The organism is Glutamicibacter protophormiae (genome assembly GCF_016894325.1).
In the GTDB taxonomy this organism is placed as follows: domain Bacteria; phylum Actinomycetota; class Actinomycetes; order Actinomycetales; family Micrococcaceae; genus Glutamicibacter; species Glutamicibacter protophormiae.
The window spans coordinates 1,137,435-1,151,857 of record NZ_CP069806.1; the positions used below are offsets into that span (position 1 = coordinate 1,137,435).

11 protein-coding genes and 1 pseudogene are annotated in these 14,423 nt (G+C 63.8%); 5 read left to right on the forward strand and 7 right to left on the reverse strand.

What is annotated here, in order from left to right:
* Window positions 1-24: 24 nt before the first annotated feature.
* From JQN66_RS05420 to JQN66_RS05430, 3 genes are all read left to right on the forward strand, one after another.
* Window positions 25-1,026, forward strand: coding sequence for an AraC family transcriptional regulator (locus tag JQN66_RS05420; RefSeq protein ID WP_204676954.1), 1,002 nt, complete (start codon window positions 25-27; stop codon window positions 1,024-1,026).
* A gap of 47 nt (window positions 1,027-1,073) precedes the next feature.
* The gene (locus JQN66_RS05425) at window positions 1,074-2,726 is read left to right on the forward strand and encodes a thiamine pyrophosphate-binding protein (RefSeq protein ID WP_204676955.1); all 1,653 of its coding nucleotides are present in this window, start codon (window positions 1,074-1,076) and stop codon (window positions 2,724-2,726) included.
* A 442-nt stretch (window positions 2,727-3,168) separates the two neighbouring features.
* Window positions 3,169-3,837 (forward strand): hypothetical protein, encoded by a 669-nt coding sequence (locus tag JQN66_RS05430; protein WP_204676956.1) that lies wholly within the window; start codon window positions 3,169-3,171, stop codon window positions 3,835-3,837.
* A gap of 92 nt (window positions 3,838-3,929) precedes the next feature.
* Here the strand turns inward: JQN66_RS05430 and JQN66_RS05435 are convergent, their stop codons facing one another.
* The 5 genes from JQN66_RS05435 to JQN66_RS05455 all read right to left on the reverse strand — a co-directional run bounded on the left by JQN66_RS05435 (window position 3,930) and on the right by JQN66_RS05455 (window position 10,358).
* Window positions 3,930-6,326 carry a bifunctional salicylyl-CoA 5-hydroxylase/oxidoreductase gene (locus tag JQN66_RS05435; protein ID WP_204676957.1) on the reverse strand — a complete coding sequence of 799 codons (2,397 nt, stop codon included), beginning with the start codon at window positions 6,324-6,326 and terminating at the stop codon, window positions 3,930-3,932.
* Between the two features lie 67 nt (window positions 6,327-6,393).
* Complete coding sequence (locus tag JQN66_RS05440) at window positions 6,394-8,025, reverse strand: AMP-binding protein (protein WP_204676958.1); 1,632 nt, start codon at window positions 8,023-8,025, stop codon at window positions 6,394-6,396.
* A gap of 60 nt (window positions 8,026-8,085) precedes the next feature.
* A complete protein-coding gene (locus JQN66_RS05445) occupies window positions 8,086-8,970 on the reverse strand; it encodes an acyl-CoA thioesterase (RefSeq protein WP_204676959.1) in 885 nt (294 codons plus the stop codon).
* Window positions 8,967-9,449, reverse strand: a complete 483-nt coding sequence (locus JQN66_RS05450; RefSeq protein ID WP_204676960.1) for a cupin domain-containing protein — start codon at window positions 9,447-9,449, stop codon at window positions 8,967-8,969. Before JQN66_RS05450 ends, JQN66_RS05445 begins: the two co-directional genes overlap by 4 nt.
* A 60-nt stretch (window positions 9,450-9,509) precedes the next feature.
* Complete coding sequence (locus JQN66_RS05455) at window positions 9,510-10,358, reverse strand: fumarylacetoacetate hydrolase family protein (protein WP_204676961.1); 849 nt, start codon at window positions 10,356-10,358, stop codon at window positions 9,510-9,512.
* A gap of 132 nt (window positions 10,359-10,490) precedes the next feature.
* On the opposite strand from JQN66_RS05455, the gene JQN66_RS05460 reads away from it, so the two are divergent.
* Both JQN66_RS05460 and JQN66_RS05465 read left to right on the forward strand, forming a co-directional pair.
* A complete protein-coding gene (locus tag JQN66_RS05460) occupies window positions 10,491-10,907 on the forward strand; it encodes a RidA family protein (RefSeq protein WP_204676962.1) in 417 nt (138 codons plus the stop codon).
* 549 nt (window positions 10,908-11,456) lie between these two features.
* Window positions 11,457-12,629: pseudogene (locus JQN66_RS05465) on the forward strand (IS30 family transposase).
* A gap of 95 nt (window positions 12,630-12,724) precedes the next feature.
* Here the strand turns inward: JQN66_RS05465 and JQN66_RS05470 are convergent.
* Both JQN66_RS05470 and JQN66_RS05475 read right to left on the reverse strand, forming a co-directional pair.
* On the reverse strand, window positions 12,725-13,495 hold the full coding sequence (locus JQN66_RS05470) for a PaaX family transcriptional regulator (protein ID WP_239464152.1): 771 nt from the start codon (window positions 13,493-13,495) through the stop codon (window positions 12,725-12,727).
* 292 nt (window positions 13,496-13,787) lie between these two features.
* Complete coding sequence (locus JQN66_RS05475; protein ID WP_204676964.1) at window positions 13,788-14,348, reverse strand: phosphorylase family protein; 561 nt, start codon at window positions 14,346-14,348, stop codon at window positions 13,788-13,790.
* Window positions 14,349-14,423 lie beyond the last annotated feature (75 nt).

Genomic DNA, 14,423 nt, shown 5'->3' on the forward strand with positions numbered 1-14,423 from the left:
GAAAACTCGCTAAGGAGGATCATTGTGACTGAGCTGTCGACGACTGGTCATTCGGAGTCGGAAGGGATGCTGACCCAGCATCCGGTCGCCCGGAGCACCGATCCGTGCATCATCCGCGATGCAGTCAATGAACTGACCCTCGACCAGCACGCCCTGCGCCTGAATAGCGGGGTGGCTTTAAACGGCACGGTCAACGGCACCAGCTTGGGCCCACTGTCGCTGGTCCACGTAGCCTATGGCGAAGAAGTCACCATCACCTCCCCTCCGACCGACGACCGCATCCTGGTCGTTTTCCCACTCGGTCCCATGGCCGTCGAATCGAGCTCTCACCAGTGGAAATCCGCGACACCCTTCGCGCTGAGCACCTCCCGGACCACCGTGATGGTCCCGGACGCCGGACGCGGGGCGCTGATCGGCGGGATGGAATCCAAGGTCGCCGCCGAGTACTTCGCCCGCATCAGCGGTAGGAGCCTGGCCTCCGGCACCACCCTGGATTCGCGCACGCCCCTGCAACTTGCCGCGCCGAACCTGGTCGCTCACACCTGGATGGAATCCTGCTTGGCCCTGGGCGAGCTGGGCGTCGACCCCGAAGCGCATATCGGCCAGACCCTGCTGAACACGTTCTTATCGACCCTGTTGCTCGGATTGACTCCGCATCTGGACTGTTTCGAGCCGCCGCAGCAGACACCCAGCGGATATCCCGACTACCTGCAGGCTGCCAAGAATTTCATTGACGAAAATTTCGCGCACATCACGCGGATCTCGACGGTGGCGCAAACCGTCGGTATCAGCTCGCGGCAACTGCAGTATGTATTCACCCGACATCTGGGTACCACGCCGATCCAGTATCTGCGCGAGGTGCGGCTGCTGGCGGCCCACCAACTGCTGCTGGGAGCCAACCCTGCCCAGGGTGACAGCGTCAGCTCCATCGCGTCCAAGGTAGGATTCGACCACCTTGGGCGCTTCTCGGCCTACTATGGGCAGAAGTTCGGTTCCGCTCCCTCGCGAACCCTTGCCGCGGCCTGACAATTCGACCAGCTTGTAATTACCATTCGCCATCAAAGGAACCGTCCATGAATGTTGCAGAACTTGTAGGAAAAACCCTCGCGGAGCTCGGCGTAGGACATGTCTTCGGTGTTGTCGGCAGCGGCAACTTCACCATTACCAATGCCCTGATAGAGCAGGGTGTGCCGTACACGGCCGCGCGCCACGAGGGCGGGGCGGCGACGATGGCGGATGCCTACTCGCGCACCAGCGGGCAGGTCGGGGTGGTTTCGGTGCACCAGGGGTGCGGGCTGACCAATGCTGCCACGGGCATCGGCGAGGCGGCCAAGTCCCGCACGCCGATGATCGTGCTGGCCGCCGAGGCCGCTCCGAGCGCGGTGTATTCGAACTTCGCCATGGACCAGGACTCGTTCGCGTCCTCCGTCTACGCGGTCTCCGAACGGATCCACAGCGCCCAAACTGCGGTGGCCGATACGGTGCGCGCCTATCGCACGGCGGTGAACGACCGCCGGACCGTGGTGCTCAACCTGCCGCTGAACGTGCAGGCGCTGCCGGCCCCCGACGCTGTCGAACCAATCGAGGTGGTGCCGCGCGAACCGATCCGTCCCTCGCGCGATTCGGTGCGCGCCTTGGCGGTTCTGCTGGAAAATGCGCAGCGTCCGGTCTTCGTGGCCGGGCGCGGCGGCCGCGGTGCCAAGCAGGAGATCCTCGCCCTGGCCCGCCATACCGGTGCTCTGGTGGCCACCTCGGCAGTGGCCAAGGGATTGTTCAATGCGGATGATTTCAACCTGGGCATTTCCGGGGGTTTCTCCTCCCCGCTGACTGCCGAGCTCATTTCCGCGGCGGACCTGATCGTCGGGTTCGGCTGCGCACTGAACATGTGGACGATGCGCCACGGGCACCTGATCGGTCAGGACACCAAGGTGGTCCAGGTGGATCTGGACGAGCCGGCGCTGGGAGCCAACCGGCCGATCGACCTGGGCATCGTCGGGGACAGCGCCGAATGCGCCAGGGATGTACTGGAGCTGCTGCTCGCCCAGAAGACCGCGGTTCGCGAAAGCTACCGCACCAGCCAGGTGAAGGAACGCATTGACGCCCAGGCCCATTGGCAGCAGGTCGACTATGTGGATCTGTCCACCGGGACCTCGATCGATCCCCGGACCCTGACCACGGCCCTGGACGAAATCCTCCCGGCCGAACGGGTGGTGAGCGTCGACTCGGGCAACTTCATGGGATACCCGAGCCAGTTCCTCGACGTGCCCGACGAGCACGGCTTCTGCTTCACCCAGGCGTTCCAGTCCATCGGACTGGGCCTGTATACCGCGATCGGCGCGGCGCTGGCGCAGCCGGAGCGACTGCCGGTGCTGGGTACCGGCGATGGCGGATTCCACATGGCGATCGCCGAGCTGGATACCGCGGTGCGCCTGAAGCTCCCGCTGGTTTGCATTGTCTACAACGACGCGGCCTACGGCGCCGAGGTGCACCACTTCGGCGAGGCCGACGAAGTTCCGGACATGGACTCGGTGGTGTTCCCCGAAACGGATTTCGCCGCCATCGGCCGCGGCTTCGGTGCCGATGGCATCACCGTGCGCACCCTCGCGGACCTGGACGCCGTGAAGCATTGGGTGGGTTCAAACCCCGCCAAGCCACTGGTGATCGACGCGAAGATCGCCTCGGATGGCGGCGCTTGGTGGCTGGCCGAGGCCTTCAAGGGCCACTAGACCCGGGCATGCATAGTAGCTGGGGCGCGGTCGTGGACGTAATCCACGACCGCGCCCCATTTGCCGTGCACCTATCCGCCGCAGCTACTGGACTTCGGCGGCCACGGGGCGGAGACATGCAGACAAGTCAGGCCGATCGCCGAACATCCCTCGCATGCCATCCGGACTCCGACATGGATGGAGCGTGAATCTTGCAGATATTTGCGGCCAGCCGGAGCCCAGCGTTGTGAACCCTGACAGGGTTGGAATCGATGCAGGTCGGGCTTGTGCTGCGCCGTCTGGAAAAGATGGTTCATGGATCTTCCAGCCTCGCCGCTACCGGCGTACCCTGCGTTCCATGGAAGAACTGGAAATGGTTCAGGATCCGGATCCCGGGAGCACACGCCGGATCCGGCTGGCCCGCGTCGTTGCGGGTTTCTTTTGTTTGGTGGCGCTAGTCCCCATGTACGGGCTCATTGATCTTGGAACCCTGCTGGGGTGGGCCAATCCCGATTACGTCTGGGCGGTGCCCCTGGAGTCCAGCTGGGGCGCGCTCTTCACCTTCAGCATCGGCTCGGCCCTGGGCTGGATCGCCCTCTGGCCCGCGCGTTCGCGCACCGCGCTGGTGCAATTGGCCACCGTCACGGGCGCGGTACTCCTCTGTGCCCTAGTGCGGTGGGAACAAGGACCTTGGTGGGTTGGACTGACGGTAGGTGTGGTGACCGCAGCGCTGGCCTGGCTGTTGCGTGGCCACTTGGTCCCTGCCCCGGTGTCGGCGACGGCTTGGCCCCGGCTGGTCTGGGCGCTGCTCGGCGTGGTGTTGTGGGCGCCGGCTGCCTGGGGCGCCTTCCAGCATTCGCTGTCCGTCGCCCCGGAGGAATTGGAAATCACCAACGACGTCGATCACTGGCCAATACACGCGGCAGTGGCCCTGTTGCTGATACTGCTGCCCTTCCTGCTTGTCCGGCGCCCGGAATCCGAGCGCCTGGTGCTCTTGTCGGTAGGCCTTTCAGCCAGCTGGATCGGGATGGCGATGCTCGTCTTCCCGGACCGGGCACGGGCCGTGCTCTCGACTGCAGCGGGGGCCGCGATGGTGCTCTGGGTGCTGGCGGGAGCGCTGTTGAAGCGCTGAAGACCGGTCCGGTACACGAATATAAAGCGGGAGCGCACCGAACAGCCATATGGCGGTTCGGGGCGCTCCCGCGTGCCAGCATCCAGCTGGTGTTAGACGGTTGGCATCAGGTCGTCCTGCGCGGCGTCCTTGGCCGGGGTCCAACGCAGGTGGACCTGCTCGTCGACCTCGGCCTCCTGCAGCAGCGACAGGCGCGGGCGGACCGCGTCGGTGCGTGCGCTCGGCGGCTTGCGGCGTCCGGCCTTGAACGGCATTGGCCAGGTGGCCCCGTCTCCCACGTAGTCCTGTTCGGCGGCGGCCTGCAGGGTCCACTGCGGGTTGTACAGGTGGGTACGGCCCAGCGCTACCAGGTCGGCACGTCCCGCCAGCAGGATCGAGTTCACATCGTCGTAGGAGCTGATGGCACCCACGGCAATGACCGTCACCCCGGCGGCCGCGGCGACCTGGTTGCGGATCTTGTCCGCAAACGGGGTCTGGTAGCTGCGGCCGAAGGCAGGGCGCTCATTGCGCACGATCTGGCCCGAGGACACGTCGATCGAATCGATGCCGTGGGCGATGAACGCCTTGGCGATCTCCAGCGCGTCGTCCTCGGTGTTGCCGCCCTCCGCCCAGTCGGTGGCGGAGATGCGGGCGCCCAGCGGCTTGTGCGCCGGCCAGGCGGCACGCACCGCGTCAAGGACCTCCAGCGGGTAGCGCAGGCGGTTCTCCAGGGAGCCGCCGTATTCGTCGGTGCGCTGGTTGGACAGCGGGGAGAGGAACGACGAGAGCAGGTAGCCGTGCGCGGCGTGCACCTCAAGCAGGTCGAAACCGGCCTCGTCGGCGCGCTTGGCGGCGGCCACGAACTGCTCGCGGACCTCGTCCATCTGGGCACGGGTGATTTCCGCCGGAAGGTGGCAGCCTTCGCCGTACGGCAGCGCCGAAGGGGCCAGGACTTCCCAGTTGCCCTCATCCAGCGGCTCGTCGAGGCCTTCCCACATGAGCTTGGTGGAACCCTTGCGGCCGGAGTGGCCGATCTGGGCGCCGATCTTCGCCTGCGAGTTGCCGTGCACGTACTGCGTGATGCGCTTCCACGCGGCGCCCTGCTCATCGGTGTACAGGCCGGTGCAGCCCGGGGTGATGCGGCCGATGTCCGAGACGCAGACCATTTCGGTCATGACCAGTCCGGCGCCGCCCATGGCCTTGGAGCCCAGATGGACCAGGTGGAAGTCGCCGGGCACGCCGTCGACCGCCGAGTACATGTCCATGGGGGAGACCACCACGCGGTTGACGAGCTCCAGCTCGCCGATCTTGTGCGGCTGGAACATCGCAGGGGCCACCACATCGGATCCGTTCAAGCGTGCGAAGTCCTCATCCACCTTGTTGGCGAACTCGGTGTCGCGCAGCTTGAGGTTGTCGTAGGTGATGCGGCGCGAACGGGTGAGCAGGTTGAAGCAGAACTGGACCGGATCCTGGTCCTTGTACTGGCCGATGTTCTCGAACCATTCCAGCGATGCCTGGGCGGCACGCTGGGTGGATTCGACCACCGGGCGGCGCTCGGTCTCGTAGGCTTCAAGCGCCGTTTCAACCGAGCTGTGCTCGTGCAGGCACGCGGCCAAGGCGAGCGAATCCTCCATGGCGAGCTTCGTGCCCGAGCCGATGGAGAAGTGCGCAGTGTGCGCGGCATCGCCCAGCAACACGATGTTCTCGTGGCGCCAGTGCTGGTTGCGCACCGTGGTGAAGTTGATCCACTTGGAGTTGTTGGTCAGCACGTCGAAGCCGGCCAGTTCGTCCGCGAAGATCTCCTTGACCTTGGCCACGGATTTCATGTCGCTCACGCCCGGAGGGAAGACGTCGTTTTCGGTCTCGTCGAAGCCGGCCGCGCGCCACACATCCTCGTGCATTTCCACGATGAACGTGGAGCCCTCGTCGGAGTACGGGTAGCCGTGGATCTGCATGGTTCCCGCGTCGGTTTCCTTGACGAAGAACTTGAAGGCCTCGAACACCTGATCGGTGCCCAGCCACATGTACTTGGACACGCGCGGGTCCAGCGAAGGCAAGAAGGACTCGGGGAACTTGGCGCGGACCGCGGAGTTCAAGCCGTCGGCCGCCAGCACCAGGTCGTACTCGGCCATCAGCTCTTCCACGGGCGGGGCGATGGTGGAGAAACGCACGTCCACGCCCAGCTCGATGCTGCGGCGCTGCAATAGCTCCAGCAGCTCCTTGCGGCTCATGGCCGCGAAACCCTGGCCTCCAACCGTGTGCATTGCACCGCGGAAGTGGATGTCGATGTCGCTCCAGCGGGCGAAACGGCGGGACATGTACTCGGCGATCACGGGGTCGGCGTTGCCGATCCCGCCCAGGGTCTCGTCGGAGAACACCACGCCGAAGCCGAAGGTGTCCGAAGCTGCATTACGCTCCCAGACCGTCACCTCGTGCGCCGTATCCAGCTGCTTCATCAGGGCGCCGAAATACAGTCCGCCGGGGCCTCCGCCAATCACTGCGATTTTCATGATCTTAGTCCTTTCACCAGTCCCCGTGGGCACTGCGGTCAAAAAATATGTTGGGGTGGCTGTCGTCTTAGGACAGCGAATCGGCGTTCAACGCGTCGCGCAGCTTGAAGTGCTGCAGCTTGCCGCTGGGATTGTGTGGCAGCTCGTCGACGAAGTGGATTTCCCTCGGGTACTTGTATGGAGCGATCGTCGCCTTCACGAAGTCCTGCAGTTCCTTGGCCTTGTCCTCGGACTGCTCGACCCCGTCAACCAGCACCACGAACGCGCAAACGATGGAGCCGCGGTTCGGGTCGGGTCGGGCGATGACGGCGGTCTCCAGCACCTCGTCGTGCTGGTTCAGCGCGTTCTCCACTTCCGGAGCCCCGATGTTGTAGCCGGAGGAGACGATCATGTTGTCGCTGCGGGCCTGGTAGACGAAGTAGCCTTCCTCGTCCTTGAGGAACACATCGCCAGTCACGTTCCACCCGTCGCTGATGTAGTTCAGTTGGCGTTCGTCGTCCAGATAGCGGCAGCCGGTCGGGCCGATGACCGCCAGTCTGCCGATTTCATTCGGGCCCAGTTCCTTGCCATTCTCGTCCAGGATGGTGGCGCGGAATCCGGGAATCGCGGTGCCGGTCCTGCCGGGGCGGATGTCCTTGCCAGCGGCCGAAATGAACACGTGCAGCATTTCGGTGGAGCCGATACCGTTGACGAGTTCCAGGCCCGTGGCTTCCTGTACCTGATGCCAGGTTTCAGCCGGCAGATGCTCACCGGCCGAGACCCCGACGCGCAGTGAACGCAGCAGGTCCGCCTTGCCGTTCTTGAGGATCGCCCGGTAGGCAGTGGGAGCGGTGAACAGCACCGTCGCTCCGGCCTGGTGCGATAGCTCGGCCAGCTCCACCGGGGTGGCCTGCTCGGTCAGCAGCGAGCTGGCCCCGAAGCGCAGCGGGAAGACGACCAGGCCGCCGAGCCCGAAGGTGAAGGCCAGCGGGGGAGAACCGGCGAAAACGTCGTCTTTGGTGGGCTTGAGGATATGGCGCGCGAAGGTGTCGGCATTGGCCAGGATGTCCCGGTGGAAATGCATGGTGATCTTCGGGGTTCCCGTGGTGCCGGAGGTCGGGCCAAGCAGTGCCACGTCGTCGGCCGAGGTGTCCACATTGGCGAACTGCCCCGGCTTCGCCGCGGCCAGTTGCACGAGGTCGGATTCCCCATTGCCGCCGAACGCCACCACGGGGTAGGCATCCTGGGCGGCGAGCGCCATGTCCTCGACGAAGCGGTGGTCGCACAGGGCCACGGAAGGCTTGGTCAGGTCCGCAATGCTCCTGATTTCCTGGGCGCGCAGCGCGGCCATGGTGGTCACCACGACCGCGCCGGCCTTGAGTACCCCGAGCCAGCAGGCGACCAGCCAGGCATTGTTCGGTCCGCGCAGCAGGACCCGATTGCCCGGGAGGATGCCGAAGTCCTCCACCAACACCTGCGCCACCTGGTTGGAGCGGGTCAGCAGTTCGCCGTAGCTGACGCTGGTTCCGTCGGGAGCCAGCAAAGCCGGTCGGTCGGCGCCGAAGGCTGCGACGGCATCGTCGATCAGCACGGTGGCGGCGTTCATCCGGTCGGGGTACTGCAGTTCCGGCAGGGTAAATTCCAGCGTCGGCCACTGTTCGAGCGGCGGCAGGTGGTCGCGGGTGAACGTGTCAACGTGGGACGAGGGTGATAGAGGCATGTCGTATCTCCAGTGGTCGTTTCGCCGTGTACGGTGTGGTGAAGGATTTCGGTCGGTGCACTAGCCGCGCGGGCCGCGGATCATGCCCTCTTGGGCGACAGTGGCCAGCAGCTTGCCGTCGCGGGTGTAGAACCGGCCCAAGGCGAGTCCGCGGTTATTTTGGCTGGATACAGCCTCCTGGACGTAGAGCACCCAGTCGTCCACCCTGCCCTCGCGGTGGAACCACATGGAGTGGTCCAGGCTGGCGGTGGTCAGGCCCTCGGTGCGCCATGGCAGGTTCAGGCTCCGAAGGATCGGTTCCAGGATGGTGTAGTCGCAGACATAGGTCAGGGCCGCCCGCTGGACCACCTTGTCGTCCGGCAGCGGGGTGAACGCCTTGACCCAGACCGCCTGGTGCGGCTCGGTGGATCCTTCCACGCTCAGGTACACCGGTGAAGGCACGTGGCGCATTTCAAAGCTGCGGCCGTTGGACCAGTACTCTGCGTCTGCTCCTTCGGCGCCAGCCAGCGCCTGGGCGGCGCTGTCCAGCGATTCAGGATCCAGGTCAAAGGAGCCTTCGGGGGCTTGCATGGACAGGTCCGGGCCCTGCTCCGGCACGTGGAAGGAACCCAAGGCCGAGAAGACCGGCTTGCCGTTCTGGAATCCGCGGACCTGGCGGGTGGAGTACCCGCGTCCGTCGCGCAGGTGCTCTACCTCGTAGCGCACTGGTTCATGCATGTCGACGGGGCGCAGGAAATAGGAATGCATAGAATGCAGTTCGCGGTCATCGCCCACCGAACGCATCATGGCCATGGCCCCCTGGGCCACCATGTCGCCGCCGTAGGCCTTGGGCCACGGAGCGTACTGCGGGGTGGCGTTGAACGCCTGGTCAAAAACCTCCGGCGCGGTCTCCGTGAGCTCGATGGCCTTCAGGAAGATCTGGGAGTCGAGGGTCTGGGCGTTCATGCTCGGCGGTATCCTTCCAGCGAGGCGTCATCGACGTCTTCAAGGTTCACAACGATGTTTTCCGGGGTGCGGGCGGTGAGCCAGACAAGTTCCTCGGTGACCGACATATTGGCTTCGACGTGGGGCATGAAGGGCGGAACGAAAACCCAGTCGCCTGCGGTCATGTCCAGGTACTGCTCGTAGTTCTCGCCGAAGTAGATGCGGCCGTGGCCGCGCAGCACATAGCCGCCGGTTTCCGCTTCACCGTGGTGGTGCGGCAGCGAACGGTAGCCTGGGGTGTTGGAGACCTGGCCGAACCAGATCTTGGTGGCAGGGGTGTGCTGGATGCTGACACCCGAGACGCGCACGCAGTCGCCGGACTGCGCGGTATTGGTGTCTTCCTCCCCGGCACGGGTGACCACCGGGACAACCAAACCGTCGGCACCGGCGTACATCGAGTTGTCGCCTTCGGTGCGGTAGACCATTGGTGTTTCAGTCATGGTTTTTCTCCTTTGGAAGTGTGAACTGAAATTTGGGCTGTGGGGCAGATTTCGAGTGGATCAGGCGTCGGCCGGGATCCGCAGGGTGAACTTGTTGGATAGCTCGCCGATGCCGGGAATTTCCGTGGACAGCACGTCTCCTGATTGCAGGAAACGCGGCGGGGTCATGCCCATGCCGACGCCTCCCGGAGTTCCGGTGAGCACCACGTCCCCGGCACGGAGCGTGGTGAAGCCGGAAATGTAGGACAGCAGCGCGGCCGCCGAGAAGACCAGGGTCCGGGTATTCCCGCGCTGGACCTCTTCGCCGTTGATCCGGCAGATCACCTCGACGCCTGCGACCGGGTCGATTTCGTCCGCGGTCACCAGGTAAGGGCCCAGCGGGGTGGTGGCGTCGAAAGCCTTGCCCTGGAACCACTGGAGAGTGCGGCGCTGCCAGTCGCGCATCGAGACGTCGTTGGCCACCGTGTATCCGGCAATAGCTGCGAGTGCTTCGTCTTCAGTGGCGTCGCGCAGGGTGGAACCGACAACCACGGCCAGTTCGGCTTCCCAGTCGACGGACTCGGAGTTTTCACTGGTAATCTCCGCATTCGGATCGGTCAGGGTATCGGCGAACTTGGCGAAGAGCGTCGGGTATGCGGGGAGCTCGCGACCCATTTCCAGAATGTGGTCCGAGTAGTTCAGCCCGCAGCAGATGACCTTGTTCGGGGCTGGCACGGGGTTCAGGACGGTTGCATCGGCGGCAGCGATGAATTCGGAGGATCCCGACGCAAGGGTTTGCCGGGCTAGGCCCTGCCAGTGCTCGTCGTTGAGGAGCTCGCTGAGATTCTGGGCCTTCAGCGGAACATAGCCGCCGTCTACCGCCACGGCCGCCATGCGCTGCGTTTTGTACTGAATCGAAGCGAGTTTCATTGTGTGCTTTCTCCCGAAGAACTATGTGTCGACTTTTTTACTGCCGTCACGTATGCTCAATGTAGCACGCATCACAATTTGTGCGCTAGACCTAATTTTGGATATCGCATCGAATCTCTGAAAGGGACCACCATGGCCGAAGCCGCAGTTTTCGAAAACCTCACCGTCAACCCAGAATCCCTGCCCAAGCCATCCGGTTATGCGCATGGAGTGCGTGCTGGAGAAACCGTTTACCTCGGCGGCCAGACGGCACTGGACAAGAACATGCAGATCGTTCCAGGCGGTATCGTGGAGCAGTTCAAGCAGGCTTTCGGCAACGTCTTGGCCACCTTGGAGGAAGCCGGAGGCAAGCCGGAGGACCTGGTGACCGTGACCATCTACCTCACCGACGTGGACGACTACATGGCCAACGGCCGGGAGATCGGAAAGCTCTGGCGCGAGATGGCGGGCAGCAAGTACCCGGCGATGGCCGGTATTGGCGTCAGCCGCTTGTGGCAGAAGGAAGCGCTCATCGAAATCCAGGGTGTCGCCGTCATTCAGAGCCGCTAGGGATCTGCAGCGCAATAGAGCAAAAAATGAGCCGCAGGCCAGCTTGGGTTCTAACGGTCGTTGCAACACCCTGTCCAAACAGGAGTTGCAACGACCGTGTCCCATTTAACCGACAAACCAGAAACCCCACACCCCACCGGCACCCGCCGCCGAATCACCGAAACCGAACGCCAGCGCTTCGCAGAAGTCCTGGACCGGACCACCTCGGTGAAGGAAGCTGCCGAAGCTATCGGCATCTCCCTACCCACCGCTTATAGGCTCGCCCGAACCTGCGGGTGGGAAGCGCCGAATGCTGCGGAATCAGGGGCCAGCAGGCAACGAGGCAAGTCCAAGACGAAATACACCCAAGAGCAGAAGAACACCTTCTTCAAAGCTTTCGACCGACTGCAGAACGTCAGCGCGGCCGCCAGGGAAGCAGAGTTCCCCATCTACACGTGCTATCAATGGGTGAACAAAGCCGGCCTGAACACGTCCCCTCCACGCGGGCAAAAACGCGAAGAGTTCCTCAGACTCCGAGCCGCAGGTAAGAGCAGGAAAGAAGCAGCCGGCATCGTCGGGGTGCATGGACGCACGGCCGAGGACTGGGATCACGGCGTGCGCAGATCAGGCAACGTGAGGATTTATCCCGATGGCCGGCGCGTGGACTATAAAAGAGGGGTGACTACCACTGTTGACCCATCAGGTGCACTATCCAGTGCACCAGCGCCTACGATGGCTGCCCTGGATCAGGCGATCTGCTCGCGCTACCTTTCGCTGCAGGAACGTGAACAAATCTACGCGCTGCACCAGACGGGTGAATCGATGAATGCCATCGCCCGCAGCTTGGGACGCGCGGTCAGCACGATCAGCCGTGAGCTCAGGCGCAACAACAGCCCTTTGGGCTACCAGCCGTACTCAGCGCACCGGCAATCCGTGGCCCGCCGGCCCCGGCCCAAGCCCAGCAAACTCGCCGCGGACGGGGACCTGCGTGACTACGTGGTGAAGAAACTGGAACTAGGCTGGTCACCGGAGCAGATCAGCCATCAAATCATCGCTGATCACCCCGATCAAACGGAGATGCGTGTGTGCCACGAAACGATTTAACAAGCAATCTACGTGCAGGCGCGAGGAGGGCTGAAACGCGAGGTGGAGCAAAGCCTGCGTACCGGCAGGGCGCGGCGCAAGCAACACCGTAATCCTGCATCGCGCACCCCACGGTTCCGAGACCCCATGATCAACATCAGCGAGCGCCCAGCCTCGGTGGAAGACCGTGCGGTACCTGGTGATTGGGAAGGGGACCTGATCCTCGGGGCGGGGAACAAGACGGCGATCGCCACCTTGGTGGAGCGGACCACGCGCTTCGTGGCGCTGGTGCACCTGCCGGTGGATCACACGGCCGAATCGGTGCGCGACGGCCTGATCAAAACCATGGGTGATTTGCCCAAGCTGCTGCGTGGGTCGTTGACCTGGGACCAGGGGGTGGAGATGGCCAAGCATGCCGCGTTTAGCACTGCGACGGACATGGAGATGTATTTCTGCGATCCGCATAGCCCTTGGCAGCGGGGCACGAACGAGAACACGAACGGGTTGCTGCGCCAGTATTTCCCCAAGGGCACGGATCTGTCCGGGTATGGTCCTGAGGATTTGGAGCATGTGTGCAATTTGCTCAATGGGCGTCCACGCAAGACGCTCGGCTGGAAAACTCCAGCCGAGCGTCTTGATGAACTATTATTGGTGGCTTAGCCGCCGGGTGTTGCGTCGACCGCTAGAATCCGCCCAGTTCACGCGAACTGGCTTGCGGCTCATTGTCTTCCCGGGCTGGGAAAGGAGCCCCGGATCTAGGTTTTGGCGTCGGCTGCCTGATCGCTGATGACACGCTCCGCGTGTCGGGCGGCCCTGAACCCGATGATTTCGTGGAGCTGCTGGAAAAGTTCGGAGGCCGCGATGGCGTTCCAGCCTTCCGGCAGGAGCTCGGCAGGCAACCCCGGATCGGAATAAGGCAGCCGGCGCCATTGGGTGATCAGCACGAGGTAGTCGGCGAACGCCTCGGTGTCGCGGTCCGCTGAGTCTTCTGCCGACGGCATTCGCGTCCACTTGTCCAGGAGTGGCTGATTGGTTTCCAGGAACTCGGAATACAGGGAATCCAGCGATTCGAGGTCCCACCAGATGCCCATGTTCTTCGCCAGGTCGTGGCTGCCCACATGCTCTGCCAGGAAGAACTCGAAATAATCCGACAGCCCGTGGCGGTCGAAGTAGGACATGGCCTCGTCCTTGAGGTGCTCCGGGGCAATCCACAGCCCGGGCGCGACAGCGCCGAATCCCATGCGGATCAAGGTGGAGCGGATCTTGTGCCGGATGCTCCGTTGCGATTCCGGCACCGTGAATGTAGCGAGCAGCCAGCGGCTGCCAGCCGTAGCCCGGCGGGGTGTGAAGATGCGCTCATCGCCCTCTGCGAAAGCGGACAGGGCTGAGGGCGACAGCGCGTACCCGTTCCGGCTGTTGACCTTGACGCTGTCAATGATTCCGCGTTTCTTGAGCCGGGAGATTGATGAACGAACCCCGGCCGACTCAACGCCAAGGTCGTTCATCAGCGAAATAATTGTGGACACCTGCAGCTCGCCCCCATACGCCCTGGCATAGAGGCCGAAGAGGGAAATGATGAGTTGGTGGTGGCGCGGCGTCGAGTTTTCGCTGCCACCTGATGGTTGCTCGGTCCGTGGCGTCATGCGCTCACTGTATCGAATCCGAGGTCTATTAGACCAAGCGGCACTGCGGCTGCTGCCTGTGTCGATCCCGTCCGGCCCGGTCCAGGCGGCCTGGCCAGGGCCAATGGAAAAGGGCAAGGGCAGCGCGGCCGGGTGTCTACCCGTGGCGCTGCCCTTGCCCTCGTCGCGAGTGCTGCTAGGCCAGGTTCTTCTCATAGAATTCGCGCAGCTGCACGCTCTTCGCCTTGGCGATGTCGTCCCATTCGTCGATCGACGCCGAGTCGTCCGCGTAGTCCGAAGGAATCTTGAAGATCTGCAGCGGGACGTTGAAGCGCTGGCAGATGCTGGCGTAGGCGTAGCCTTCCATATCCACCAGGGAAGCACCCAGACCCGAGATGTGCACCCGCTGCTTGTCGTCGGAGACGAAGACATCGCCGGTGGCCATGGTGGCCTGGAACTCCGGAAGCAGGATCTCGCCGGCCGGATCGACGTCTGCCGACGGCAGCGGGAAATCATGCTGGATCAGCTTGGTCACCTGGTAGATGGTGTCCAGGCTCGGGCGGTCCTCGCCGGCATGGCCGACCACGCCGGCGGTGCCCAGCACGATGACGCGCTCGACGGTGCCGGCGGCCAGCTCCCCGGCCAACGCCACCGCCGCATTGACCTTGCCCACGCCGGTGATCAGGTGCTCGACGTCGGCAAAGGCGACGGCCTCGTCGCTATGGGCAAAGACGAGCAAGGTCTTCTTGTCCGACATGAAATTCCCTTCTGAAGAAGTCAGTCCGGGGTCCGCTGGTGCGCCCCGAAGTCTCCCAGAATTCTATCGGTTACG

Excerpts from the sequence above, each read along its gene's own strand:
- JQN66_RS05460 (WP_204676962.1), top strand. The coding sequence starts at position 10,491 with ATGGCCGAAGCCGCAGTTTTCGAAAACCTCACCGTCAACCCAGAATCC.
- JQN66_RS05455 (WP_204676961.1), bottom strand. The coding sequence starts at position 10,358 with ATGAAACTCGCTTCGATTCAGTACAAAACGCAGCGCATGGCGGCCGTG.
- JQN66_RS05435 (WP_204676957.1), bottom strand. The coding sequence starts at position 6,326 with ATGAAAATCGCAGTGATTGGCGGAGGCCCCGGCGGACTGTATTTCGGC.
- JQN66_RS05445 (WP_204676959.1), bottom strand. The coding sequence starts at position 8,970 with ATGAACGCCCAGACCCTCGACTCCCAGATCTTCCTGAAGGCCATCGAG.
- JQN66_RS05450 (WP_204676960.1), bottom strand. The coding sequence starts at position 9,449 with ATGACTGAAACACCAATGGTCTACCGCACCGAAGGCGACAACTCGATG.
- JQN66_RS05425 (WP_204676955.1), top strand. The coding sequence starts at position 1,074 with ATGAATGTTGCAGAACTTGTAGGAAAAACCCTCGCGGAGCTCGGCGTA.
- JQN66_RS05440 (WP_204676958.1), bottom strand. The coding sequence starts at position 8,025 with ATGCCTCTATCACCCTCGTCCCACGTTGACACGTTCACCCGCGACCAC.
- JQN66_RS05430 (WP_204676956.1), top strand. The coding sequence starts at position 3,169 with ATGTACGGGCTCATTGATCTTGGAACCCTGCTGGGGTGGGCCAATCCC.
- JQN66_RS05475 (WP_204676964.1), bottom strand. The coding sequence starts at position 14,348 with ATGTCGGACAAGAAGACCTTGCTCGTCTTTGCCCATAGCGACGAGGCC.